This is a genomic window from Micromonospora sp. ZG13 (assembly GCF_059359355.1).
In genome coordinates, this window is record NZ_JCADBQ010000001.1 from 1 (window position 1) to 24,358 (window position 24,358).

23 protein-coding genes and 1 pseudogene are annotated in these 24,358 nt (G+C 71.6%); 6 read left to right on the top strand and 18 right to left on the bottom strand.

What is annotated here, in order from left to right:
* Positions 1-248, bottom strand: a pseudogene (locus tag AC5L34_RS00005) (hypothetical protein); the annotation flags it as partial.
* A 690-nt stretch (positions 249-938) separates the two neighbouring features.
* Here AC5L34_RS00005 and AC5L34_RS00010 point away from each other — a divergent pair.
* Positions 939-1,910, top strand: coding sequence for a polysaccharide deacetylase family protein (locus AC5L34_RS00010; protein WP_441175773.1), 972 nt, complete (start codon positions 939-941; stop codon positions 1,908-1,910).
* A gap of 60 nt (positions 1,911-1,970) precedes the next feature.
* Positions 1,971-2,273, top strand: a complete 303-nt coding sequence (locus AC5L34_RS00015; protein WP_441175772.1) for a DUF1540 domain-containing protein — start codon at positions 1,971-1,973, stop codon at positions 2,271-2,273.
* 138 nt (positions 2,274-2,411) lie between these two features.
* Here the strand turns inward: AC5L34_RS00015 and AC5L34_RS00020 are convergent, their stop codons facing one another.
* The gene (locus AC5L34_RS00020; RefSeq protein ID WP_441175771.1) at positions 2,412-4,418 is read right to left on the bottom strand and encodes a protein meaA; all 2,007 of its coding nucleotides are present in this window, start codon (positions 4,416-4,418) and stop codon (positions 2,412-2,414) included.
* 150 nt (positions 4,419-4,568) lie between these two features.
* Here AC5L34_RS00020 and AC5L34_RS00025 point away from each other — a divergent pair, with 150 nt between their 5' ends.
* Positions 4,569-5,417, top strand: coding sequence for an ABC transporter ATP-binding protein (locus tag AC5L34_RS00025; RefSeq protein WP_441175770.1), 849 nt, complete (start codon positions 4,569-4,571; stop codon positions 5,415-5,417).
* Entirely contained in the window at positions 5,414-6,259 is an 846-nt protein-coding gene (locus AC5L34_RS00030; protein ID WP_088998672.1) for an ABC transporter permease, read from the top strand. Before AC5L34_RS00025 ends, AC5L34_RS00030 begins: the two co-directional genes overlap by 4 nt.
* 42 nt (positions 6,260-6,301) lie before the next feature.
* Here AC5L34_RS00030 and AC5L34_RS00035 read toward each other — a convergent pair whose 3' ends face one another.
* On the bottom strand, positions 6,302-7,150 hold the full coding sequence (locus AC5L34_RS00035; protein WP_101412542.1) for a 3-hydroxyacyl-CoA dehydrogenase family protein: 849 nt from the start codon (positions 7,148-7,150) through the stop codon (positions 6,302-6,304).
* A 142-nt stretch (positions 7,151-7,292) separates the two neighbouring features.
* Positions 7,293-8,735: a UDP-N-acetylglucosamine 1-carboxyvinyltransferase gene (gene murA / locus AC5L34_RS00040; protein WP_441175769.1), complete on the bottom strand. Its 1,443-nt coding sequence runs from the start codon at positions 8,733-8,735 to the stop codon at positions 7,293-7,295.
* Here murA and AC5L34_RS00045 point away from each other — a divergent pair.
* Positions 8,734-9,306, top strand: coding sequence for a cob(I)yrinic acid a,c-diamide adenosyltransferase (locus AC5L34_RS00045; RefSeq protein ID WP_101412544.1), 573 nt, complete (start codon positions 8,734-8,736; stop codon positions 9,304-9,306). The two genes, murA and AC5L34_RS00045, sit on opposite strands and share 2 nt — an antisense overlap.
* A 337-nt stretch (positions 9,307-9,643) precedes the next feature.
* On the opposite strand, the gene AC5L34_RS00050 is transcribed toward AC5L34_RS00045, so the two are convergent.
* From AC5L34_RS00050 to glyA, 13 genes are all read right to left on the bottom strand, one after another.
* Positions 9,644-10,099 carry a DUF2550 domain-containing protein gene (locus AC5L34_RS00050; protein ID WP_357714665.1) on the bottom strand — a complete coding sequence of 152 codons (456 nt, stop codon included), beginning with the start codon at positions 10,097-10,099 and terminating at the stop codon, positions 9,644-9,646.
* A gap of 12 nt (positions 10,100-10,111) precedes the next feature.
* Positions 10,112-10,396, bottom strand: coding sequence for a F0F1 ATP synthase subunit epsilon (locus AC5L34_RS00055; RefSeq protein ID WP_088998667.1), 285 nt, complete (start codon positions 10,394-10,396; stop codon positions 10,112-10,114).
* Positions 10,397-10,485: 89 nt separating this feature from the next.
* Complete coding sequence (locus tag AC5L34_RS00060; RefSeq protein WP_441175768.1) at positions 10,486-11,628, bottom strand: LCP family protein; 1,143 nt, start codon at positions 11,626-11,628, stop codon at positions 10,486-10,488.
* 211 nt (positions 11,629-11,839) lie between these two features.
* Positions 11,840-13,276 carry a F0F1 ATP synthase subunit beta gene (gene atpD / locus AC5L34_RS00065; RefSeq protein ID WP_088998665.1) on the bottom strand — a complete coding sequence of 479 codons (1,437 nt, stop codon included), beginning with the start codon at positions 13,274-13,276 and terminating at the stop codon, positions 11,840-11,842.
* Positions 13,276-14,205 (bottom strand): F0F1 ATP synthase subunit gamma, encoded by a 930-nt coding sequence (locus AC5L34_RS00070; RefSeq protein WP_363899208.1) that lies wholly within the window; start codon positions 14,203-14,205, stop codon positions 13,276-13,278. The genes atpD and AC5L34_RS00070 overlap by 1 nt, the downstream gene beginning before the upstream one ends.
* A gap of 10 nt (positions 14,206-14,215) precedes the next feature.
* Positions 14,216-15,871 (bottom strand): F0F1 ATP synthase subunit alpha, encoded by a 1,656-nt coding sequence (gene atpA, locus AC5L34_RS00075; protein WP_494823604.1) that lies wholly within the window; start codon positions 15,869-15,871, stop codon positions 14,216-14,218.
* 93 nt (positions 15,872-15,964) lie between these two features.
* Entirely contained in the window at positions 15,965-16,786 is an 822-nt protein-coding gene (locus AC5L34_RS00080) for a F0F1 ATP synthase subunit delta (RefSeq protein ID WP_494823605.1), read from the bottom strand.
* A complete protein-coding gene (locus AC5L34_RS00085) occupies positions 16,786-17,316 on the bottom strand; it encodes a F0F1 ATP synthase subunit B (protein WP_088998661.1) in 531 nt (176 codons plus the stop codon). Before AC5L34_RS00085 ends, AC5L34_RS00080 begins: the two co-directional genes overlap by 1 nt.
* Positions 17,317-17,347: 31 nt before the next feature.
* On the bottom strand, positions 17,348-17,575 hold the full coding sequence (atpE, locus tag AC5L34_RS00090) for an ATP synthase F0 subunit C (RefSeq protein WP_088998660.1): 228 nt from the start codon (positions 17,573-17,575) through the stop codon (positions 17,348-17,350).
* Positions 17,576-17,668: 93 nt separating this feature from the next.
* Positions 17,669-18,490, bottom strand: a complete 822-nt coding sequence (atpB, locus tag AC5L34_RS00095; RefSeq protein WP_101412550.1) for a F0F1 ATP synthase subunit A — start codon at positions 18,488-18,490, stop codon at positions 17,669-17,671.
* Positions 18,491-18,712, bottom strand: a complete 222-nt coding sequence (locus AC5L34_RS00100; protein WP_088998658.1) for a hypothetical protein — start codon at positions 18,710-18,712, stop codon at positions 18,491-18,493.
* A 164-nt stretch (positions 18,713-18,876) separates the two neighbouring features.
* On the bottom strand, positions 18,877-19,308 hold the full coding sequence (locus AC5L34_RS00105) for a Cg1360 family ATP-synthase-associated protein (protein WP_441175766.1): 432 nt from the start codon (positions 19,306-19,308) through the stop codon (positions 18,877-18,879).
* Complete coding sequence (gene glyA, locus AC5L34_RS00110) at positions 19,305-20,591, bottom strand: serine hydroxymethyltransferase (protein ID WP_441175765.1); 1,287 nt, start codon at positions 20,589-20,591, stop codon at positions 19,305-19,307. The genes AC5L34_RS00105 and glyA overlap by 4 nt, the downstream gene beginning before the upstream one ends.
* Positions 20,592-20,626: 35 nt before the next feature.
* Between glyA and AC5L34_RS00115 the strand changes: the two genes are divergently transcribed.
* Complete coding sequence (locus AC5L34_RS00115; RefSeq protein ID WP_494823606.1) at positions 20,627-22,120, top strand: SDR family oxidoreductase; 1,494 nt, start codon at positions 20,627-20,629, stop codon at positions 22,118-22,120.
* A 99-nt stretch (positions 22,121-22,219) separates the two neighbouring features.
* On the opposite strand, the gene AC5L34_RS00120 is transcribed toward AC5L34_RS00115, so the two are convergent.
* Positions 22,220-24,334 carry a transglycosylase domain-containing protein gene (locus AC5L34_RS00120; protein ID WP_441175762.1) on the bottom strand — a complete coding sequence of 705 codons (2,115 nt, stop codon included), beginning with the start codon at positions 24,332-24,334 and terminating at the stop codon, positions 22,220-22,222.
* Between the last annotated feature and the right edge of the window lie 24 nt (positions 24,335-24,358).

The following is a 24,358-nucleotide window of genomic DNA, read 5'->3' on the forward strand; positions in this document are numbered from 1 at the left end:
GCGATGATCGCCTTCACGTTGGCGACCTGCTCGTCGGACAGGTCGATGCGCGACTGCGCGCCCTGCACACCGTGCGGCACCAGCCTGCCCATGTCCGGCTTGTCGGCCTGCACCGCGACGGCGGTGATCGGGGTCGCCGCCTGCACCGGCGCGCTCGACTCGGCGTGGTTCAGCGGACCGGCGGCCAGACCACCGGCAACAGCCAGACCAGCAATACCAAGAACGCTCTTACGCATGATCGTGTTCATCACAGATGCTCCATTCGGGGGTTGGCACCCACACACCGAAAAGGGGGATCGGCTTTCGCGCGGGTGCAAGCACCGTCCGGCGCCCAAGGAACTCGGGGGATCTCCACGGAACCGGAGGGATCTCCGGCGTCTCGCTGGAGGAAAGATCAGATCGGCCGTGTCGGCCGGATGCTCGAACCATGTGCGGGTCGGAAGAGGCCGGCTGTCTCGCGGGGCCGGGGGATGCCCTCACGTCGGCCGGACCATGTGTAACGACCGCCGGCCCGCCATCATTCCGGGACCCCGGCACGCCATCGCGTCGGGGCGACGTGGCCTTGCTCGGTCGTACGCAGGGTGTAACGACCCCCCCCGCCCACGATTCCGCCCCCACGATGCCCCCGATCACACGCCGAAACCGGACATCCGCGCCGTGATGCGACGCGAAGACGACCGGCCGGCGACACCGCACCGGACGCCCCGCCACGACATCCGACAGCCCACGCAGTCGGATGCGGCGACGACTCGCAGCAGATCTTGGTAGATACCGACCCCTGGAGGGGCACGTTCCTACCAAGATCTCCCGCGAACCGGAACCGGAGTCGGAGCCGCAGCGGAGCCGAGCCGCACCAGACGAACCGACAGCCGCGAACCGAACGCCACGCCACGGTGCCAGGGCACCCGGGAACCCCGACGCGCTGACATCATCTCCCGGTGCACGTGAATATCCCCCGCGTTCCGCTCGTCGCGACCCTGGTCGCCGTGGCCGCCGCCGCAGCCCTCCTCGCCGCCCCGGCGCCGGTGCGTGCGCCGGCCACCGCCGGCATCGTCCGGGCCACGGCGACGGGCCAGACGGAGACGGGCCAAGCCCCGCAGACCCCGACCGCCCCAGGACAGACCACGCCCCCGACCGGCCCACCGCCGACGCCCACGGCGTCGACCGGTCAGGAGCCGACGGCCGCAGCCCCGGCCGCGCCGAGCGGGACGGTCCCCGGCGCCACCCCGCCCGGGACCAGGCCGCCCGTCGTCGACCACGGGCCGCGTACGGGGAACAAGGTGGCGCTCACCTTCGACGCCGACATGACGGACGCGATGCGGTACCAGTTGCGCAGTGGCGCGGTGCGGTCGTACGCGAACCTGAAGATCATCGACCTGCTGGAGCGGGAGCGGGTGCCGGCGACGTTCTTCCTCACGGGCAAGTGGGTCGAGCAGTACCCGGACGTGACCCGCCGACTCGCCGGGAACCCGCGTTTCGAGCTGGCCAACCACACGTACGGCCATCTGGCCTTCACCCCGGACTGCTACGGCCTACCCCGCATCGCGGAGCGCGAGATGACCGCCGACGTGGCGCGGACGTTCGACGTAATGGCCGCGTACGGGGGGCGGCAGACCCGGTACTTCCGCTTCCCGGGGCTGTGCCACGACCGGAAGGCGCTGACCGCGCTGGCGCCGCTGGGGGTGACGGTGGTGGACGGCGACGTGGTCAGCGGTGACCCGTTCGCGAAGTCCTGGCGGCCGGTGGTGCGCGCGTCGCTGGAGGGGGTGCGACCCGGCTCGGTGATCGTGCTGCACGTGACGGAGGCGAACGCGCCGATGACGGACGAGGCGCTGCCGCACATCCTGGCCGGGCTGGCGGAGCGCGGCCTGGAGCCGGCCCCGCTGTCGGAGGTGCTCGGGGTGGGCTGAACCCGGCTCGGCAAAACCCGCAAAAGCCTAAAATCGGGGCAAGACACTAAGGAGGTCACCGTGACCGCAGCAGTGGAGATGCCCCGCGTCCAGGAGTGTGTCGTGGCGGCGTGCTCGTACAACCACACCAACGACTGCCACGCCTTCGCCATCACCATCGGCAGTCCGGACCACGCGCACTGCCACACCTTCGTCGAGATGCCGGCGGTCCGTGGCGGGGTGGACGGCGGCATGACCGCGCAGGTCGGTGCCTGCCAACGCGCGGACTGCCGACACAACGAGCAGTTGGAATGCCACGCGCCGTCGATCAAGGTCGGCCCCGACAACGACATGGCCGACTGCATGACGTACACCAGCCGCTGACCTCGCCCGGGGCGCGCCGGACCGGCGCGCCCCGTGGGCGGGACCGCACCACCCGGCGGAGAGGGCCCCTGGCGACGCGTGCCGCGCCGGCCTCGTGCACGCCCGGCACGTCGACCAGCGCCACCACGGGCTCTCCCGTCAGGGCAGGCCGTTGGCCTCCCGGACCACGGTGACCAGCTCGTCGATGATCCCGGTCAGGGCGAAGTCCTTGGGCGTGAAGACCCGGGCCACCCCGGCGGCCCGGAGCTGCTGCGCGTCGCCGGCGGGGATGATCCCGCCGACCACCACCGGCAGGTCCGGGCGGCCGGCGGCACGCAGACCGTCCAGCACCGCCGGCACCGCCGCCAGGTGCGAGCCGGAGAGCACCGAGAGGCCGACCAGGTCCACGTCCTCCTCCACGGCGGCGGCGACGATCTGCCCGGCGGTCAGCCGGATGCCCTGGTAGACCACCTCGAAGCCGGCGTCGCGGGCGCGTACCGCGATCTGCTCCGCGCCGTTGGAGTGCCCGTCGAGGCCGGGCTTGCCGACGAGCAGCCGCAGCCGGCCGCTGCCCAGCTCGCGGGCGGTGGCGGCAACCCGCGCGCGGACGGCGGCCAGGCCGGGGTCCCCGCCGGAGCCGGCGGCGCCGGTCAGGCCGGTGGGCGCCCGGTACTCGCCGAAGACCTGGCGCAGCGCGCCGGCCCACTCGCCGGTGGTCACCCCGGTCCGCACGCACTCCAACGTCGCCGGCATCAGGTTCGTCGTGGTCGCGGCGTCCGCGCGCAGCCGGGCCAGCGCCGCGTCGACGGCCGCGTCGTCCCGACCGGCCCGCCACCGGCGTACGGAGGCCGTGGCCGCCGCCTCGACGGCCGGGTCCACCTGCTCGACGGACTCGGCGCCGGCGGCGGTCAGCGGCGACGGCTCGGTCTCGGTGAACTTGTTGACGCCGACCACCACGTCGGCGCCGGACTCCATCCGGCGGCGCCGCTCGGCCAGCGAGGCGACCAGCGCGCTCTTGAGGTAGCCGGTCTCGACGGCGGCCACCACGCCGCCCATCTCCAGCACCTTCTCCAATTCGACCCGGGCGCCGGCGACGATCCCGTCGACCAACGCGGTCATCACGTGCGAGCCCTCGAACAGGTCCGGGTACTCCAGCAGGTCCGACTCGTACGCGAGCACCTGCTGCATCCGCAGCGACCACTGCTGGTCCCACGGCCGGGGCAGCCCGAGCGCCTCGTTCCAGGCGGGCAGCTGGACGGCGCGGGCCCGGGCGTCCCGGGAGAGGGTCACGCCGAGCATCTCCAGCACGATGCGCTGGATGTTGTTCTCCGGCTGCGCCTCGGTCAGGCCCAGCGAGTTGACCTGCACGCCGTAGCGGAACCGCCGCTGCTTCGGGTTCTGCACCCCGTAGCGCTCGCGGGTGATCTCGTCCCAGAGCACGCCGAAGGCGCGCATCTTGGCGATCTCCTCGACGAAGCGCACCCCGGCGTTGACGAAGAAGGAGATCCGCTGCACGACGTCGCCCATGCGCTCGGCGGGCACCTGCCCGGAGTCGCGGACCGCGTCGAGCACGGCGACGGCGGTGGAGAGCGCGAAGCCGACCTCCTGCACCGGCGTCGCGCCGGCCTCCTGGAGGTGGTACGAGCAGATGTTCACCGGGTTCCAGCGCGGCATCTCGCGCAGCGTGTACGCCACGACGTCGGCGGTCAGCCGCAGCGACGCGGCCGGCGGGAAGATGTGGGTGCCCCGGGAGAGGTACTCCTTGATGATGTCGTTCTGTGTGGTGCCGGCGCAGCGGGACAGCTCCGCGCCCTGCTCGGCGCCGACCGTGCCGTAGAGGGCGAGCAGCCACATCGCCGGCGCGTTGATGGTCATGGACGTGTTCATGTCGGCCAGCGGGATGCCGTCGAAGAGGGCCCGCATGTCGCCGAGGTGCGCCACCGGGACGCCCACCCGGCCCACCTCGCCGGCCGCGAGCTCGTGGTCGGGGTCGTAGCCGGTCTGCGTCGGCAGGTCGAAGGCGACCGACAGCCCGGTCTGCCCCTTCGCCAGGTTGCGGCGGAAGAGCGCGTTGGTCGCGGCGGCCGAGCTGTGCCCGGCGTAGGTGCGCATCACCCAGGGGCGGTCGCGCTCGGGCAGCCGGCCAGGGAGTGCCTTCTCGTCCATGGCGGGAGTCTAAGTTACCGTTCAGTCACCAGGGCTGTGGAAAACCACACAGCTCCATGGAGCGGAAACCCGGGTGCGAAGCGCCCGACATGGGCGCCACCACCACACCCCGGCCGGCCCGCCGCCGTGGCCAGGTCGCACACTTGAGGCATGCATGACGAGCTGGCGATCTCCGTGCGGGGGCTGCGCAAGGCGTACGGGGACAACGTCGCCGTCGCGGGCGTGGACCTCGACGTCCACCGCGGCGAGGTCTTCGCCCTCCTCGGCCCCAACGGCGCCGGCAAGACCACCACCGTCGAGATCCTGGAGGGCTACCGGCGGCGCGACGCCGGCGACGTCGACGTCCTCGGCAGCGACCCGGCCCGCCCGGCGCCGGACTGGCGCTCGCGGGTGGGCATCGTGCTCCAGGGCACCGGTGAGTTCGACGAGCTGACGGTCGCCGAGGTGGTGCGCCACTTCGCCGGCTTCTACGCCGACGGGGACGACCCCGACAAGGTCATCGAGCGGGTCGGGCTGGCCGGCAAGGCGAAGGCCCGTACGCACACCCTCTCGGGCGGGCAGAAGCGCCGGCTCGACGTGGCGCTCGGCATCGTCGGCCGCCCCGAGCTGCTCTTCCTCGACGAGCCGACCACCGGCTTCGACCCGGAGGCGCGCCGGGAGTTCTGGGAGCTGATCCGCGACCTGGCCGCCGCCGGCACCACCATCGTGCTCACCACCCACTACCTCGACGAGGCGGAGTCCCTCGCCGACCGGGTCGGCGTGATCGCGGGCGGTCGGGTGGTCGAGGTGGCCACGCCCGACCAACTGGGCAACCGGCGCGAGGCCCTGGCCACGGTCTCCTGGCGTACGCCGGAGGGGGCGCGGCAGACGGCGGAGAGCGCGACGCCGACGGCGCTCGTGGCGGAGCTGGCCGCGCGCTTCGGCGGCGAGGTCCCGGGCCTGACGGTGACCCGGCCGACCCTGGAGGACATCTACCTGCGCATGATCGGACACCGATGACCACCACGACGAAGCCGGCCGCGCCGGCCACCACGGCGCCGGCCCGGCGGCCCGGTCCGGTCGCCCTGAGCCTGCGGCAGAGCCGGCTGGAGATCACCCAGTTCCTGCGCAGTCGGGAGTCCGTCGTCTTCACGATGGGCTTCCCGGTCATCATGATCCTGATCTTCGCGGCGATCTTCGACGACGAGATCGCTCCCGGGGTCAGCTACACGCAGTACTTCATCACCGGCATGATCGCCACCGGCCTGATGACGGTGAGCTTCCAGAACCTGGGCATCTGGATCCCGATCGAGCGGGACCGGGGCGTGCTCAAGCGCTACCGGGGCACGCCGATGCCGAAGTGGGTCTGGTTCGCTGGCAAGGTGATCATGGTGGTGGCGATCGGCATCGCCGAGACGGTGCTGCTGCTCGCGGTCTCGGTGGCGCTGTTCGACCTGGAGCTGCCCGGCACCGCCGCGAAGTGGCTGACCTTCGGCTGGGTGTCGGTGCTCGGCGTCACCGCCTGCACCCTGTGCGGCATCGCCATCTCGTCGCTGGCCCGCACCGCCCGCAGCGGCTCGGCGGTCGTCACGCCGGTCGCGCTGGTGCTCCAGTTCATCTCCGGGGTGTTCTTCGTCTTCACCGAGCTGCCGACGTGGATGCAGCAGGTGGCGGCGCTCTTCCCGTTGAAGTGGATGTGCCAGGGTCTGCGCTCGGTCTTCCTGCCGGACGCGTTCGGCGCCCGCGAGCCGGGCGGCTCGTTCGAGCTGGACCGGGTCGCCCTGGTGCTCGTCGCCTGGTGCGTGATCGGCCTGGTGCTCTGCCTGACCACGTTCCGCTGGACGACCAAGCGCGACGGCTGAGCCGGACGGGGGCGGCTCACCGCCCCCGTCCGCCGCGCCGACTCAGTACGTGTAGAAGCCCTTGCCGCTCTTGCGGCCCAGGTCGCCGGCGGTGACCATGCGCTGGAGCAGCTCCGGCGGGAAGAACTTCTGGTCCGCGGTGTCGGTGTGGATGTTCTTCGTGGCGTGCATGAGCACGTCCACGCCGGTCAGGTCGGCGGTGGCCAGCGGGCCCATGGCGTGGCCGAAGCCGAGCCGGCAGGCGGTGTCCAGGTCCTCGGCCGAGACCACACCCGCCTCGACCAGCTTGACGGCCTCGACGAGCAGGGCCGAGATCAGCCGGGTGGTGACGAAGCCCGCGATGTCCCGGTTGACCACCACGACGGTCTTGCCGATCTCCTCGGCGAACGTCTTCGCCGTCGCCAGCGTCGCGTCGCTGGTCTTGTAGCCGCGCACCAGCTCGCAGAGCTTCATCATCGGCACCGGCGAGAAGAAGTGGGTGCCGACGACCGCCTCCGGACGACCGGTCACCGCGGCGATCTGCGTCACCGGGATGGCCGAGGTGTTGGTCGCGAGCACCGCGTCGGCCTTGCAGATCTTGTCCAGCGCGCGGAACACCTCGTGCTTGATCTCCAGCCGCTCGAAGACCGCCTCGACCACGATGTCCGCGTCGGCAGCCGCCTCCAGCTCGGTGGTCGGGGTGATCCGGGCCAGGGTCGCCTCGACGTCGGACGCCTCGATCTTCCCCTTCTCGGCGAACTTCTCCAGCGACTTCCGGATCCCGGCCATGCCGCGCCCGGTGGCCGCGTCGTCCAGGTCCCGCAGGGTCACCTGCCAGCCCGCCTGCGCCGCCACCTGGGCGATGCCCGAACCCATCAGCCCGGCACCGACGACCGCGAGTCGACCCGCCATCTCTATCTCCCTCGCCTGTTGGAGTGTCTGTCAGCACCCTAGTCGGCGAGCCTGAACGAGTGCTAAGGCGTGTGGCCGTGGCGACGGCCCGGGCGGGCTCCCCCGGCCCTCGCGGCCGGGGTGTCGGGCGGGGCGCGGCGGCTCAGATGGTCAGGTCCGGCTCCTCCGGGGCGGTGCCGCGCTCCACCTCGACGCCCAACGCGCGCAGGTCGGCGGCGAAGTCCGGATAGCCCCGGTCCACGTGGTGCACGTGGGAGACCTCGGTGACCCCCTCGGCGCAGAGCCCGGCGATGATCAGGCCGGCGCCGGCCCGGATGTCGGTGGCGCGGACGGGCGCGCCGGAGAGCACCTCCCGGCCCCGGACCACCGCGTGGTGACCGTCGGTCTTGATGTCCGCGCCCAGCCGCATCATCTCGTTGGCGAACATGAACCGCCCGTCGAAGATGTTCTCGGTGATCAGGGAGGCCCCGTCGCTGACCGCGGCCAACCCGATCGCCATCGGCAGCAGGTCGGTGGCGAAGCCCGGGTACGGCAGCGTGACGACGTCCACCGCCTTCGGGCGGTCGTCCATCCGGATCCGGAACGCGTCGCCCCGGGTCTCCACCAGGCCCCCGGCCGAGACCAGCTTGTCGAGCGCCACCTCCAGGAACGCCGGCTCCACCCCGGTGACGGTGACGTCCCCCCGGGTCATCGCCGCGCCGAACGCCCAGGTGCCCGCCACGATCCGGTCCCCCACCGTGGCGTGCCGCACCGGCCGCAGCCCCGGCACCCCCTCGATGTGCAGCGTGGAGGTGCCGGCGCCGGAGATCCGGGCGCCCATCTGGTTGAGCATGGTGCAGATGTCGACGATCTCCGGCTCCCGGGCCGCGTTCTCGATGAGGCTCGGCCCCCGGGCCAGCACCGCCGCCATGACCAGGTTCTCCGTCGCCCCCACGCTGGGGAAGTCGAGCACGACCTCCGCGCCGTGCAGCCCGTGCGGCGCCGACGCGATCACGAAGCCGTGCTCGCCGGAGATCTCGGCGCCCATCCGGGTCAGCCCGGAGACGTGCATGTCCAGGCCCCGCGAGCCGATGGCGTCCCCGCCCGGGTGGGCCACCCGCACGTACCCCCGGCGGGCCAGCAGGGGGCCCAGCACGCAGATCGAGGCGCGCAGCCGGCGTACGAGGTCGTAGTCCGCCTCGGCACCGGGCTGCTCCGGCACGTCGATGACGACCGACCGGGAGCGGGCCACCCCGTCGTACGCGACCATCGGGTCGACGGGGTCGTCGGCGTCGAAGTGCACGCCGCAGCCGAGCCGGCGGAGCACCTCGCCCATGATCGCGATGTCGGTGATCCGGGGCACGTTGGTGATCACGCTGCGGCCCGGGGCGAGCAGCGCGGCGGCCATCAGCTTCAGTGCCGAGTTCTTGGCGCCGACGACGTGCACCGTGCCGGCCAGGCGCGCGTCGCCGCGTACCCGGATGACGTCGAGATCGCTGACCGCCGGGTCACCGGCGTCGCCGGGCCCCACCCCGGCCGTCCGGACGGCGGTGCCGCCCGGGCGCTCCGGGATCGTCAGTTCCGGTATCCGTAGGCTGTGCGTCATGGCCGTCCACCTCACGCGCATCTACACCAAGGCCGGCGATGCCGGCATGACCAGGCTGAGCAACAACGAGCAGGTGCCGAAGACCGATCCGCGCATCTCCGCGTACGCGGACGTCGACGAGTGCAACGCCGCGATCGGCGTAGCGCTCGCCCTGGGGCAGCTCGACGACGAGCTGCGGGCCGTCCTGGCGTCGATCCAGAACGACATGTTCGACGTGGGCGCCGACCTGGCCACCCCGGTCGAACCCGACCCGAAGTACCCGCCGCTGCGGGTCACCGAGGCGTACGTCGAGCGTCTGGAGGGCTGGTGCGACGAGTACAACGCACGCCTGAGCAAGCTCGACTCCTTCATCCTCCCCGGCGGCACCGCAGGTGCGGCGCTGCTGCACGTGGCGCGGACGGTCGCCCGGCGCGCCGAGCGGGCGGCGTGGGCCCTGGTCGCGCACGACCCTGATCGGACCAGCTCGCTCCCGGCAAAGTATCTCAACCGGCTCTCCGACCTGCTCTTTATCCTGTCAAGAACGGCAAATCCGGACGGAGATGTGCTATGGGTGCCCGGCGGTAACCGCTGACCACCCGTCGCCCGTGCCCACCGGATGTCCCGGTGGGCACGCTGCACCACATCGAGGTCTGGGTACCCGATCCGGCCGTCACCGTGCGCGGCTGGGAATGGCTGCTCAGCGAGCTGGGCTGGGCGCCGTTCCAGGAGTGGCCGGCGGGCCGCTCCTGGCGGCTCGGCCCGACCTACCTGGTCGTGGAGGAGTCCCCCGCGCTCTCCGGGCGGCGGAACGACCGGCTCGCCCCGGGCCTCAACCACCTGGCCTTCCACGCTGGCCCGCCCGCGGAGGGATCAGGCCTGACCGCCCGGGGCGGGTGGGCTCCCCGGAACCCCCCAAGGACGAGGGGAAGTCAGGCCGCGGGCCAGTCCTGGGAGGCCAGACGCGGCGAGACCGCCCCCGGAGGGGCGGCCTCGAGCCAGGAGAGGAACCCGGTGACGGTGGACCGGGCCATCGCGATCTCCACCGGAGCGTGGTTGCTCGTACAGCGGAGGATGACCCAGTCGGCGGGCATCGAGAGGCGCTCCTGCCCCTCGGGGAGCCGCCGCCGCTCGACGGCCAGCTCCTTGCGGGAGAGCACCCGGGTGGGGCGGATGGCGAAGCTGAACAGCCGGTACCAGCGGAGTTCGTCGCCGACGAAGCGGCCGAAGCCGGGAGACCAGCCTCGGCCGTCGAGCATCGTGGAGGTCCGGACGCCGAGCCGGATGATGCCCCCGCTACGGGTGACGACGGCCCGCCGGGCGAAGAGGATCAGAAGTGCGCCGAGGATGACGGCGACGCCGATTCCGATCCCTTCGACGATCTCCATCGGCGTTTCGGCTCAGTGGCTCTGCGCGGCGGAGACCGGGGTGGCGCTCTCGGCCAGGACGGTGACGCCCTCACCGGTCACCGACAGGAAGCCGCCGGCCACCTCGTAGGAGACCTGCTCACCGCCGGGGAGCTTGATGCGCACCTGGCCGGGCTCGGCAAGCTGGCCGAGCAGGGGCGCGTGCCCCGCCAGCACACCCAGCTCGCCCTCGGTCGTGCGGGCGACGACCATCTCGGCCTCGCCGGACCAGACCTTCTCCTCGACGGCTACGAGCTCGACGTGAAGCTGCTTTGCCACGCTGTCTCCTTGCTGCGGCGGCGGATTGTCAAAAGTCTAGTCGTGCCGCCGACCCGCCCCCAACGCGGGTGGCGAGACCTGCGCCACGCCTACTTGGCCTTGTTCTGGAAGTCGGGGTGCTCGAGCAGGAACGCATCCAGCTGCCCCTTCTGGAGGGCGGCGAAGAAGTCGTCCACGGCGGGCTGGAACTTCTCGCCCTGGTACTTGCCGTTCTCGACGACCGAGCCGCCCGGCAGCTTGATCATCTGGATGGTCTCCGGGCGGATGTCCTTGAGCGCCAGGCCGAAGTCGACCACGCTGTTGCCCCGGCCGCTGAAGATCAGCGACTGCCCGGCCGCCCGTAGCACCCGGTCCAGCTTGACCGGGTTGGTCACCACGTCGGCACTGAGCGCCTGACCGGCCATGGCCTTGACGAACTGCTGCTGGTGGCGCTGCCGGCCGTAGTCGCCGTCGGGGACACCGTTCTTCGGGTAGCGCTGGCGGACGTAGTCGAGCGCCTGCCAGCCGTTGAGGTGCTGGTTGCCCTTCTTGTAGACCGCCTGCGGGCCGACGTAGCCCTCGCCGTTGGGGTTGCCCTTGCGGTGCTTGCCGTCCGGCTCGCGGTGCTCGGAGCGCACCTCGCGCTCGATGTACATGTCGACGCCGCCCATCGCGTCGACGATCTTCTTGAAGCCGTTGAAGTTGATGATCGCGCCAGCGTCGAAACGCTGGATGCCGGTGACGTTCTGGACGGTGGTGGCCAGCAGCTCGAAGCCGCGCGCGGCGTCCGGGTTGCCGCCGGGCACCCGGCTGCCGTACGACATCGCCGCGTTGAGCTTGTCGGTGCCGCCCCTGAACTCCGCCCGGCTGAACTCGGGGATCTCGACGAGGAGGTCGCGCGGCATCGAGAAGAGGTACGCGCGGTCCATCTCGGCCGGCACGTGCAGCACCATCACCGAGTCGGCCAGCGGCGGCATCTCGGGGTTGCGCGGGTCGATGCCCACCAGCAGGATGTTGAGCGGGCCCTTGATGTCGCTCTTGCGCTCCTTCGCCCCGGCCGCCTGGTCGCCGAAGAGGTCGGCCTTGCCCACGGCCCCCTCGTAGCGGGCCATCAACGCCTCGGCGCCGACCAGCACCGCGCCGCTGAGCAGCATCAGGACGGCACCGAAGACGGTGCACACCCGGGCCCAGCGCGGCACCCCCGACCATCTGGACGGTTTACCGCCGGCCTTGTCGGCCTTACCCACGATCATCTCCGTTCGTCACGCCCACGATCAGGAGACGGGCGCATGCAGCCGATTCGTTGCGATCGACGCCCACGCGGTGAGTGGGCGGATCGACGGTACCTCGCGTGCGACATGATCGCCGAGCACGCGGAACCGGGCAACGGTGATGATAGGGCCCGAAGATGAACGAAAGGCCACCCCGGCGTTGCCGGGGTGGCCTTTCTTCAGGACCGACAGGTCAGCCCTTCATCAGCTCCGCAGCCTTGCGCTCCAGGTCCTCCAGGCCACCGCACATGAAGAAGGCCTGCTCGGGGAAGTGGTCGTACTCGCCCTCGCTGATCTTCTTGAAGGCCTCGATGGTCTCCTGGATCGGGACCGTCGAGCCCGGCACGCCGGTGAACTGCTCCGCCGCGTAGGTGTTCTGCGACAGGAAGCGCTCGATGCGCCGCGCGCGCTGCACGGTGATCTTGTCTTCCTCGGAGAGCTCCTCGATACCGAGGATGGCGATGATGTCCTGCAGGTCCTTGTACTTCTGCAGGATCCGCTTCACCTCGGTCGCCACCGCGAAGTGCTCGGCGCCGACGAACTCCGGGGCGAGGATCCGGGACGAGGACGCCAGCGGGTCCACGGCCGGGTAGATGCCCTTGTCGGAGATCGACCGCTCCAGGTTGGTGGTCGCGTCGAGGTGGGCGAACGTGGTGGCCGGGGCGGGGTCGGTGTAGTCGTCCGCCGGCACGTAGATCGCCTGCATCGAGGTGATGGCCTGGCCCCGGACGGAGGTGATCCGCTCCTGGAGCTCGCCCATCTCGTCGGCCAGGGTCGGCTGGTAACCCACCGCGCTCGGCATGCGGCCGAGCAGGGTGGAGACCTCCGAACCGGCCTGGGTGAAGCGGAAGATGTTGTCGATGAAGAGCAGCACCTCCTGCTTCTTGACGTCGCGGAAGTACTCCGCCATGGTCAGCGCGGAGAGGGCGACCCGCAGCCGGGTGCCCGGCGGCTCGTCCATCTGGCCGTAGACCAGCGCGGTCTTGTCGATGACGCCGGACTCGGTCATCTCGGCGATGAGGTCGTTGCCCTCGCGGGTGCGCTCACCCACGCCGGCGAAGACCGAGGTACCACCGAAGTTCCGGGCGACACGGGTGATCATCTCCTGGATGAGCACCGTCTTGCCGACGCCGGCACCGCCGAACAGGCCGATCTTGCCACCCTTGACGTACGGGGCGAGCAGGTCGATGACCTTGATGCCGGTCTCCAGCATCTCGGTCTTCGGCTCCAGGTCCGCGAAGGCCGGGGCCTTGCGGTGGATGCCCCAGTGGTCGTCGGGCTGGAGCGTCTCGCCCTCGGTCAGGTTGAGGCACTCGCCGATCGCGTTGAACACGTGGCCCTTGACCGTGTCGCCCACCGGAACGGTGATCGGCGAACCGGTGTCGCGCACCTCGGTGCCGCGGACCAGGCCGTCGGTCGGCTGCATCGAGATGGCACGGACCATGTTGTCACCCAGGTGCTGGGCGACCTCCAGGGTCAGCGTCTTCTCGCCGCCCGAGAGCGTCACGTCCACGTGCAGGGCGTTGAACAGGGCCGGCATGGCGTCGCGCGGGAACTCGGCGTCGACGACCGGGCCGATGACCCGGACCACGCGACCCGTGGCCGTCTTGGTCTCTACTGGGGCAGTCATCACACTTCACTTCCCGACGCGGCCAGCGCGTTCGCGCCGCCGACGATCTCGCTGATCTCCTGGGTGATCCCGGCCTGGCGGGCCGAGTTCATCTCACGCGTGTACTTCTCGATCATCTCTTCGGCGTTGTCGGTGGCGCTCTTCATCGCCCGCCGACGGGCCGCCGACTCGCTGGCCGCCGACTCCAGCAACGCCGCGTAGATCCGCGTGTTGATGTACTTCGGCAGCAGCGCGTCGAGCAGCGCCTCCGCGTCCGGCTCGAACTCGTAGGCCGGCAGCGCACCCTCGGCGCGCGGCCGGTCCTCCACCTGCATGGGGCCGATGACCTTGGCGACCGGGGTCTGGGTCATCAGGGAGTGGAACTCGGTGTAGACGATGTGCAGTTCGTCGATGCCGAGCACCCCGTCCGCCCCGGCGCCGCCGTCGACGTCGTCCGCACCGGCGGTGAACGCCTTGATCAGCGTCTCGCCCACCGTGCGGGCGTCGGCGAAGGTCGGCTGCTCCGAGAACCCGGTCCAGTTCGCCTCGATCGGCCGGTCGCGGAACCGGAAGAACCCGACGCCCTTGCGCCCGATGACGTAGAGCACCGGCTCCTTGCCGTCGGCCCGCAGCCGGGCGATCAGCGACTCGGCCATCTTGATGGCGTTGGAGCTGTAACCACCGGCGAGGCCACGGTCGGAGGTGACCAACAGGACGCCCGCCCGCCGCACCTTCGGACGCGGGGTGAGCAGCGGGTGGTCGATCTGCGCGTTGGACGCCAGCGCCGTGAGCACACCGGTGACGGCCTGGGCGTACGGCAGGGACGCCTCCACCCGGGCCTGGGCCTTGGCGATCCGGCTCGTCGCCACGAGCTCCATCGCCTTGGTGATCTTCTTCATCCCCTTCGCCGAGCGGATCCGTTGACGAAGAACGCGTACCTGGGCCGCCATGGATCAGCCCTTACTGGTTCTCGGCCGGGCGGTCGCCCGCGCCGTCCCGGTAGCGGGTCACCGTCTCGCGGTTCTCGTCGCCCTCCAGCGGCGAGGCCGGGGCCTCGTTGATCCGCCGCTCGTCCTCCTTGCCGAGGAAGACCTGCTTGAAGTCGGCGATGGCGGCGTCGAGCGAGCCGATGATGTCGTCGTTCCACTGGTGGTCGGCGATGGCGGCCAGCACGCCCTCGTGCTTGTGGCGCAGGTACTGGAGGAACTCCGACTCGAAGCGGCGGATCTCCCCGACCGGGATGTCGTCGAGCTTGCCCTCGGTGCCGGCCCAGACCGAGACGACCTGCTCCTGCACCGGGAACGGCGAGTAGTTCGCCTGCTTGAGCAGCTCGACCAGGCGGGCGCCGCGGTCCAGCTGGGCGCGGGAGGTCTTGTCCAGGTCGGAGGCGAAGGCGGCGAACGCCTCCAGCTCGCGGAACTGGGCCAGGTTGAGCCGCAGCGAACCGGCGACCTTCTTCATCGGCTTCACCTGCGCGGCCCCACCGACCCGGGAGACCGAGGTGCCGACGTTGATGGCCGGCCGGACGCCCTGGTTGAACAGGTCGGTCTCCAGGAAGATCTGGCCGTCGGTGATCGAGATGACGTTGGTCGGGATGAAGGCCGAGATGTCGTTGGCCTTCGTCTCGATGATCGGCAGGCCGGTCATCGAGCCGCCGCCCAGCTCGTCGGAGAGCTTCGCGCAGCGCTCCAGCAGGCGGGAGTGCAGGTAGAAGACGTCACCCGGGTACGCCTCGCGGCCCGGCGGGCGACGCAGCAGCAGGGACACGGCGCGGTACGCCTCGGCCTGCTTGCTCAGGTCGTCGAAGACGATGAGGACGTGCTTGCCGCCGTACATCCAGTGCTGTCCGATGGACGAGCCGGTGTAGGGGGCGAGGTACTTGAAGCCGGCCGGGTCGGAGGCCGGGGAGGCGACGATGGTGGTGTACTCCATCGCGCCCGCCTCCTCCAGGACGCCCTTGATCGAGGCGATCGTGGAGGCCTTCTGGCCGATGGCGACGTAGATGCAGCGGACCTGCTTCTTCGGGTCGCCGGAGCGCCAGTTGTCCCGCTGGTTGAGGATGGTGTCCAGCGCGACCGTGGTCTTGCCGGTCTTCCGGTCGCCGATGATCAGCTGACGCTGACCGCGGCCGATCGGGGTCATGGCGTCGACGGCCTTGAGACCGGTCTGCAGCGGCTCGTCGACGGACTGCCGGGACATCACGTTCGGGGCCTGGAGCTCCAGCTCGCGGAAGCCCTCGTTGGCGATGTCGCCGAGCCCGTCGATCGGCTGGCCGAGCGCGTTGACCACGCGGCCGAGGAAGGCGTCGCCGACCGGCACGGAGAGCACCCGGCCGGTGCGCTTGACGCGCTGGCCCTCTTCGAGCTTGGCGGAGTCACCGAGAACGACGACACCGATCTCCCGGACGTCGAGGTTCAGCGCCACACCCAGGGTGCCGTCCTCGAACTCCAGGAGCTCGTTGGTCATGGTCGAGGGAAGACCCTCGACGTGGGCGATGCCGTCGCCGGTGTCGGCGACGGTGCCGACCTCCTCGCGGGAGAGTTCGGACGAGTAGGAGGAGACGTAGCGCTCCAGGGCGCCGCGGATCTCCTCCGTCGAGATGGTCAGCTCGGCCATCCTCTGCTTCCTTAAGTATCAGGGGCCCGGGATACCTAGTACCGACCGGTCCGAATGGCGTCTATGTCACAGGCACTGGGCGGCGCTGCCGCCTCAGCGCTTCGCGAGCGCGTTGCGGCTCTCGTTGAGGCGGCGCAGGACGGTGCCGTCGTACAGGTCGGAGCCGACCCGCACACTGACGCCACCGAGAACCGAGGGGTCCACCGTCTGCTTGACGGAAACCTCTCGACCGTATATCGCGGAGAGGCTGGCACCCAACCGGCGCTCCTCCTCCTCACTCAACGGGGCCGCGGCGGTCACGTACGCCACCTGCCGGTCCCGCCGCTCGGCGGCCAGCTCGACCAGCCGGCTGAGCGCACCGGAGAGGTTGCGTCCGCCGAACCCGGCGAGCGCGACCCCGACGAGGTAGCCGGTGATCGGCCGCGCCTTGCCGGCGAGCAGCTGGTCGACCAGCGTGGCCCGCCGGACGGCCGGGACGGTCGAGTCGGAGAGCGTGCTGGACAGCTCCGGCGAACCGGCGACGACCTGCCCGAAGCGGAACAGCTCGTCCTCGACCTCGCCCAGTTCGCCCGCGGAGTCGGCGCCGGCCAGGAGAGCGTCGACGCCCAGCCGCTCGGCGGCGTCGAGCAGCTCCGAGGGCGCCGACCAACGGCCGGCGACCAGCGAGGCGATCAGGTCCAGCGCCTCGGCGTCGACCTTGCCGCGCAGCAGCTCGCCGAGCAACCCGGCACGGTCGGCACCGCTGCGGGCCGGGTCGGAGAGCGCCCGGCGCAGCCGCGGCTCGCGCCGCAGCAGGTCGGCGACGGAGAGGATGGCGTCGGCGGTGGTGACCACCGCCGACGGCTCCGCACCGCGGACGTACGCGTCGAGGCGCTCGGCCGCGACCTTGTACGACTCCCGGCTGGCGGCCTGCATCAGCGGGCCCCCGCGCTCTCGAGGTTGCTCAGGAACCGGTCGACGGTGCCCTTGCGACGCGCCTCGTCGGCGAGGGACTCCCCGACGATCTTGCTGGCCAGGTCGACCGCGATCGTGCCGACCTCCGTGCGCAGCTCGCGCACGATGGTGGCGCGCTCGGCGGCGAGCTGCTCCTTGCCGGCGGCGATGATCCGGTCGGACTCCTCCCGCGCCTTGGCGAGGATGTCCTGGCGGATGCCCTCGGCGTCGGCCCGGGCGTCGTCCCGGATCCGGGCTGCCTCGGTGCGCACCTCGGCGAGCTGGGCCCGGTACTGCTCGAGCACCTGGTTGGCCTCGGCCTGAGCGGCCTCGGCCCGCTTGAGCCCGCCCTCGATGGCGTCGACCCGCGCCTGGTACATCGCCTCCATGCGGGGCATGACGAACTTCAGCAGGACGAAGCAGAGCAGGGCGAAGGCGATGGTCCCGACGACCATCTCCTGCCAGATGGGCAGGATCGGGTTGTGCTCCACACCTTCTGCGGCGATGAACATGTCAGACCTCCGGGTCGGGAGAAAGCTCTCGTCAGCCGCCGACGGCGAAGGCGAGCACCAGGCCGAAGAGCGCGAGCGCCTCGACCAGGGCGAAGCCCAGGATCAGCCAGGTGCGGTTGTAGCCGGCGGACTCCGGCTGGCGCGCGCTCGACTGGATGTAGGCCGCGAAGACCAGGGCGACACCGATACCGGGGCCGATGGCGGCGAGGCCGTAGCCGATGGTGTTGACGCTACCGCCGATCTCGGCAAGAACAGTCATTGCGGGTATTCCTCCTGTTCGACGCGTGAGGTCTCACGCGTACGCGGGTCGGTACCAGAAGCTTGGTCGGGCCGGGTGGCCCGCCGAGCCCGATCAGTGCTCGTCGGCGAGCGAACTTCCGATGTAGTTCGCGCTCAGCGTGACGAAGACGTAGGCCTGCAGCACGGCGACCAGCACCTCGAAGAAGGCCATCACGATCGCCATCAGGAAGGAGAAGATCGAGGTCACCTGGATGAACAGGCTGCTCGAGTTGAGCATCACGAAGCCGCCGATGGTGAAGACCAGCAGCAGCAGGTGGCCGGCGAACAGGTTGGCGAAGAGCCGCAGCGCCAGCGTGACGGGCCGGACGATGAACGTCTGCATGAACTCGATCGGGATCAGCAGGATGTGCATGGGCCACGGCACGTTCGGGATGATCAGGCTCATCTTGAGGTACTTGCCGAGGCCGTGCTTGCGGGCGCCGATGTAGAGGTACATCACGTAGGAGATCGCCGCGAGCACGATGGGGAACGCGATGTGCGAGTTCGGCGAGATCTGCAGACCGGGCACGATGGCGAAGAGGTTGGTCAGCACGATGAAGCTGAACAGCACCGTGAAGTAGGGCGCGAAGCGGATGCCCGCGTTGCCCATCTGCTCACGGGCGATGTTGTCCCGGACCAGGCCGTAGACCGACTCCGCGTACCACTGGGCCTTGCCGGGGACCAGCTTGGGCTTCCGGTAGGCGAGCATGAAGAAGACGATCAGCAGCGCGACCGCGAGCCAGACCATGATCCCGAACTTGGTGACCCAGGGGCCAGCCACGTCCGGCGGGTAGAAATCTCCGACGCTGGGGGGCCAGGGAAGCCCCTCGGCGGCGACGAGCTGTCCACTCACCGTGTCATCCTCCGCACTCGACAGACCCGGGCGTGCTGGCACTCAAGCACTGAGCCTCTTCATGATCAGGTAAATCGCTCCGGCCGCGCCGAAGATCATGCCGAGGGCGACCCCGACGCCGGTTCGCAGATCGAGAAGTCGCTCCGCCAACCACCCGAGGAAGCCCCACACCACGATGCCGGCGAGTAGGTAGCCCAGAACGGCCCCTGCCGCGCCTTCCGACGAAGGGTCGTCGGACCTGCGGGGGTGTGGGTCTTCGGCCATGACGTGGCGAACAATATCAGCAGGCACGCGCGGGAGTGTGCGGCACCCCCCACACTGCGGACAGCGTGCGGGCCGTGGTGCGGGCGCGAAAGTCGTTGGTCAGGTTACTCCCGTGCGGCCCGCCGTGGCAGCCCGAAATGCCGGACACAGATCCGACAGAACGCTCACTCACCGCTTCGCTCGAATGTGGGCAGCGGCGAGCGCAGGGCCCAGGTCAGGTGGGCGCCCGTCCAGACCACCACGGCCGCGATGATCGCCACCCCCATGTCCGGCAGGCCGGGCCAGCCGGTGGCCGCCACGGCGGCCATCGCCACCCCGAGCACCACGATCTTCGTGGCGTAGGTGACCAGCCCCACCGACATGATCATCCGCGGATTGACGGCGTCGGCCCAGGCCACCGAGACGCCGGAGACCAGGTAGCTGACGACGACCAGCGCGATCCCGGCGGCCACGCCGGCCGCGCCGGTGCCGCCGCGCAGCACCGCCGCGGTCGGCACCGCGACCAGCGCGAGCACCGCGCAGGCCAGCAGCGGCAGGCGAAGGTGCGGCAGCCGGGCCCGGATGGCGCCGGGCTCGCCCGCGCGCGGCTCGCTCATCGGGGGTACGCCGGGAAGGCGGCGACCAGCCCGGCGACCTCGCCGGCGATCCCGGCGAGGGTGTCGATCCCGCCCGGGGCGGCGGGATCGGTGCGTACGGCGCGGGCGATCAGCGAGGCGACCTGGCGCATCTCCGGCTCGCGCATGCCCTGGGTGGTGACGCTCGGGGTGCCCACGCGGATGCCCGAGGCGACCATCGGCTTCTGCGGGTCGTACGGGATCGCGTTCTTGTTGAGGGTGATGGTGGCGGCGTCGCAGCGCGCCTCGGCGTCGGCGCCGGTGACCCCGACCTCGCGCAGGTCCACCAGGGTGAGGTGGGTGTCGGTGCCCCCGGAGACCGGACGCATCCCCTCGTCGGCCAGCCCGGCGGCCAGCGCCCGGGCGTTGGCCACCACCCGCTCGGCGTAGGCCCGGAACTCGGGCTGGGCGGCCTCGCGCAGCGCGACCGCCTTCGCGGCCACCGCGTGCATCAGCGGGCCGCCCTGGGTGAACGGGAAGACCGCCTTGTCGATGCGCTGGGCCAGCGACTCCCGGCAGAGGATCATGCCGCCGCGCGGCCCGCGCAGCACCTTGTGCGTGGTGGCGCAGACGACGTCGGCGTGCGGCACCGGCGACGGTACGGCCTGCCCGGCGACCAGCCCGATGAAGTGCGCGGCGTCGACCATCAGGTACGCCCCGACCTCGTCGGCGATCTCGCGGAACCGCGCGAAGTCGATCAGGCGCGGGTACGCCGTCGCGCCACAAATGATCATTTTGGGACGGTGGGCCCGGGCGAGGTCCCGCACCTCGTCGTAGTCGATCAGCTCGGTGTCCGGCCGGACGGTGTAGCCGACGGTGTGGAACCACTTGCCGGAGAAGTTCACCCGGCTGCCGTGGGTCAGGTGGCCGCCGTGCGGCAGGTCCATGGCGAGCACCGTGTCCCCCGGCTGGACCAGCGCCGCGTACGCGGCCAGGTTGGCGCTCGCCCCGGAGTGCGGCTGGAGGTTGGCGTGCTCGGCGCCGAAGAGCTCCTTCGCCCGCGCGATCCCGATCTCCTCGGCCCGGTCGACCTCGGCGCAGCCGCCGTAGTAGCGCCGGCCCGGGTAGCCCTCGGCGTACTTGTTGGTCAGGGTGGAGCCGAGCGCGGCCAGCACGGCCGGCGAGGTGAGGTTCTCGCTGGCGATCAGTTGCAGGCCGCCCCGGAGCCGGTCCAGCTCGCCGAGCACCACCCCGGCGATCTCCGGGTCGGTCGTGCGGAGCTGGTCGAAGTCCGGCCCCCAGAAGGTGCTCGTCTCAGTAGCCACAGCGCCAGAGTCTATTGGGCCGCACACTGGAGACCGTGAGATGCCTGGTCACGGGAGCGACGGGTTACATCGGCGGGCGGCTGGCGCCCCGGCTGCTGGCCGAGGGGCACGCGGTGCGTTGCCTGGCCCGCAAGGCGGGACGGCTGCGGGACGTGCCGTGGGCGGCGCAGACGGAGATCGCCGAGGGCGACCTGCGCAGGCCGGAGACGCTGCCCGCCGCGTTCGCGGGCGTGGACGTCGCGTACTACCTGGTGCACTCGCTCGGCCAGGCCGGCTTCGAGGCCGCCGACCGCGAGGCCGCCACCGGGTTCGCCGAGGCAGCGCGCGCCGCGGGCGTACGCCGGATCGTCTACCTGGGCGGGCCGGAGCCGGCGGCGGCCCGGGAGGTCCCGTCGGCGCACCTGCGCTCGCGGGCCGAGGTGGGGCGGATCCTGCTCGACAGCGGGGTGCCGACGGCGGTGCTGCGGGCCGCGGTGATCATCGGCTCGGGGTCGGCCTCGTTCGAGATGCTGCGCTACCTGACCGAACGGCTGCCGGCCATGGTCACCCCGCGCTGGGTCCGCAACCGGATCCAGCCGATCGCCGTCCGCGACGTGCTGCGCTACCTGGCCGGCTGCACCGACCTGCCGCCGGAGGTCAACCGCGCCTTCGACATCGGCGGACCGGACATCCTCACCTTCCAGGACATGATGCAGCGGTACGCGCGGGTGGCCGGGCTGCGCCGGCGCGTCATCGTGCCGGTGCGACCGCTGACGCCGTCGCTCTCCTCGCACTGGGTCGGGCTCATCACCCCGGTGCCGAACGCCATCGCCCGGCCGTTGGTGGAGAGCCTGGTCCACGAGGCCGTCGCCCACGAGCACGACATCGCGCGGTACGTGCCGGACCCGCCCGAGGGGCTGACCAGCTTCGACCAGGCGGTCGCGCTGGCCCTGTCGAAGGTGCGCGACGGCGAGGTGGAGACCCGGTGGTCGACAGCGAGCGGGCCCGACGCGCCGGCCGAGCCGCTGCCCAGCGACCCGGAGTGGTCCGGCGGCACCGCCTACACCGACGTCCGCGAACGGGCGGTACACGCCCCGCCGGAGGACCTGTGGCGGGTCATCGAGGGCGTCGGCGGCGAGCACGGCTGGTACTCGTTCCCGCTGGCCTGGACGGTCCGGGGCTGGCTGGACCGGCTGATCGGCGGCGTGGGGCTGCGCCGTGGCCGGCGCGACCCGCACCGCCTCCAGGTCGGCGAGGCGCTGGACTTCTGGCGGGTGGAGGAGATCGTTCCCGGCGAGCTGCTGCGGCTGCGCGCCGAGATGCGGCTGCCGGGCCGGGCCTGGCTGGAGATGCGCGTGCTCCCCGGCGACGACGGCGGCAGCAGCCGCTACCAGCAGCGGGCCGTGTTCCTGCCGCGCGGGCTGCCCGGGCACGCCTACTGGGGATCCGTCGCGCCCTTCCACGCGGTGGTCTTCGGCGGGATGGCCCGCAACATCGCGCGCCAGGCGGAGCAGGAGGCCCACCCGCCCGCCGCCTTCCTGCGCCGCTGAGGCGGCCCCGCGCCGGATCTGTGGGCCGCCCGCCGGGGCGCCCGCCCGCGCAGCCGCACCCGCCGGGGCGGGCACGGCTGCGCGGGCGGGCGGGCGGGCTCAGTTGCCGGCGCGGGCGCCGGTGAGCTGGAAGGCGGTCGCCTCACTGGGCGGCACGAAGTCGCGCACCGGCTCGTCGCGCAGCGCGAAGGAGAGCACCTCCCCCACCGCCTCGACCAGCTGCCTCTGCACCCGCTGGCCGACCGCGTCGCCCGGGTCGTCGGGGTTGGCGGCGATCGAGGCGACCGCGAGCTGCGGGGTGAAGGCGACCACGGTCTCCGTCGCGTACCCGTCCGAGCTGCCCGTCTTGCCCGCCACCGGCCGGCCGAGCTGCCGGTGCAGCCCCTCGGCGGTGCCGCGGTCGCACTCCCGGTACATCGACTGGTCGCCGACCGGGCAGCGGGCCGCGTCGGCCGCCGCCCGGGCCACGTCCACGTCGACCGCCCGGCGGCAGTCCGGCTGCGCGGCGGCCACCGGCCGGCCGGCGGCGTCGGCGATCGAGACGACCGGCAGCGGCGCGCACCACGAGCCCTCGGCCGCCACCGCCGCGTACGCGCCGGCTAGGTCGAGCGGGGTGGTGGCGGAGACGCCGAGGGTGAACGGTCCCCACTCGCGCGCCCCGTGGCGGGCCAGCCGCGCGTCGTCCTCGGAGCGGAAGACGATGCCGAGCCGCTCGGCCATCTCCACCACCCGGTCCGCGCCGACCCGCTCGGTCAGCCAGGCGAAGTAGGTGTTGACCGACTCGCCGAAGGCGGTCCACATGGTGTGTCGGCCGTCCATCGAGGCGCTGGCGTTGCGCGGGCACCAGTACCCGTCGCAGCTCGCCGTCGCCTCGGTCACCGAGTAGTCCGTCACGATCCGCGCCGGCGCGTCGAACTCCGTGCTCAGCGGCAGCCCGGCCTCCAGCGCGGCCAGCATCGTGAAGAGCTTGAACGTGGACCCGGCCTGGTAGCCCTCGATCGCCCCGCCCCCGGCGACCAGCTGGTTGACCGTGTTCGGGTGGTTCTTCTGCCCGGCCGGGTTGGCGGCCACGCCGTAGTTCCGGTTCACCGCCATCGCGAGCACCCGGCCCGTGCCGGGCTGGACCACCGCCGTCGGCGCCGCCCGGCGGTCGTCCACCGGATAGACCCGGCGGACCTGCTCGGTGGTGGCCCGCTGCACCGCCGGGTCGAGCGAGGAGACGATGGAGAAGCCGCCCCGGCGCAGCGTGAGCTGCCGCTCGTCGACCGTCGCGCCGAACGCCGGCTGCGCGTTCCACCAGCGGGTGAACCAGTCGCAGAAGAAGCCCCAGTCGTTGTGCTCGGCCGGCACCGCCGTGCAGTCGTTCGGCGTCTGGCTGGGCCGCAGCTTCAACTGCTCGGCCTCGGCCAGGGCCGCCGCCTCGGCCGGCACCTGCCCGGACTCCACCAGCCGGTCGAGCACGTACGCCCGGCGGGCGAGTGCCGCGTCCGCGTCGCCGTTGATCGGGTCGTCGGTGTGCGGGGAGCGGACCAGGCCCGCCAGCAGCGCCGCCTCGGCCAGGGTCAGCTCCGCCGGCGGCTTGGAGAAGTAGCGCCGGCTCGCGGCGGCCACCCCGTACGCGCCCGCGCCGAAGTAGGCGATGTTGAGGTAGCGGGTGAGGATCTCGTCCTTGGACAGCTCCCGTTCCAGGGCCAACGCGTACCGCATCTCCTGGATCTTGCGGGCGGTGGTCAGCTCGCTGGCGGCGGCGCGCTGCCGCTCGCTGAGCCGGGGGTCGTTGCTGAGCACGTTGCGGACGTACTGCATGGTCAGCGTGGACGCACCCTGCCTCGTCGTGCCGTCGCGCTGGTTGACCGCGAAGGCCCGCACCACGCCGCGCAGGTCGACGCCGCGGTGCTCGTGGAACCGGGTGTCCTCGGCGGCGATGATCGCCTGCCGCATCACCGGCGCCACCTCGGCCAGCGGCACGTCCACCCGGTCCTCCTGGTAGAAGGAGGTGATCAGGGTGGTGCCGTCGTTGGCGTAGAGGTTGGAGCGCTGGGGCGTGGGCGGCGTGCGCAGCGTGTTCGGTAGCTCCGAGTACGGCGCGGCGAGCGCCGAGAACCCGATCCCGAAGACCAGCGCGGCCGGGAGGGCCGCCACCGCGAGCGCCAGCCCGGCCAGCACGCCGGCGATCAGCACGGTGAACAGTTTGTCGAGGCGTGCCCGGGTCATCAGCTCTCCCCGCAGGAGCCGGTC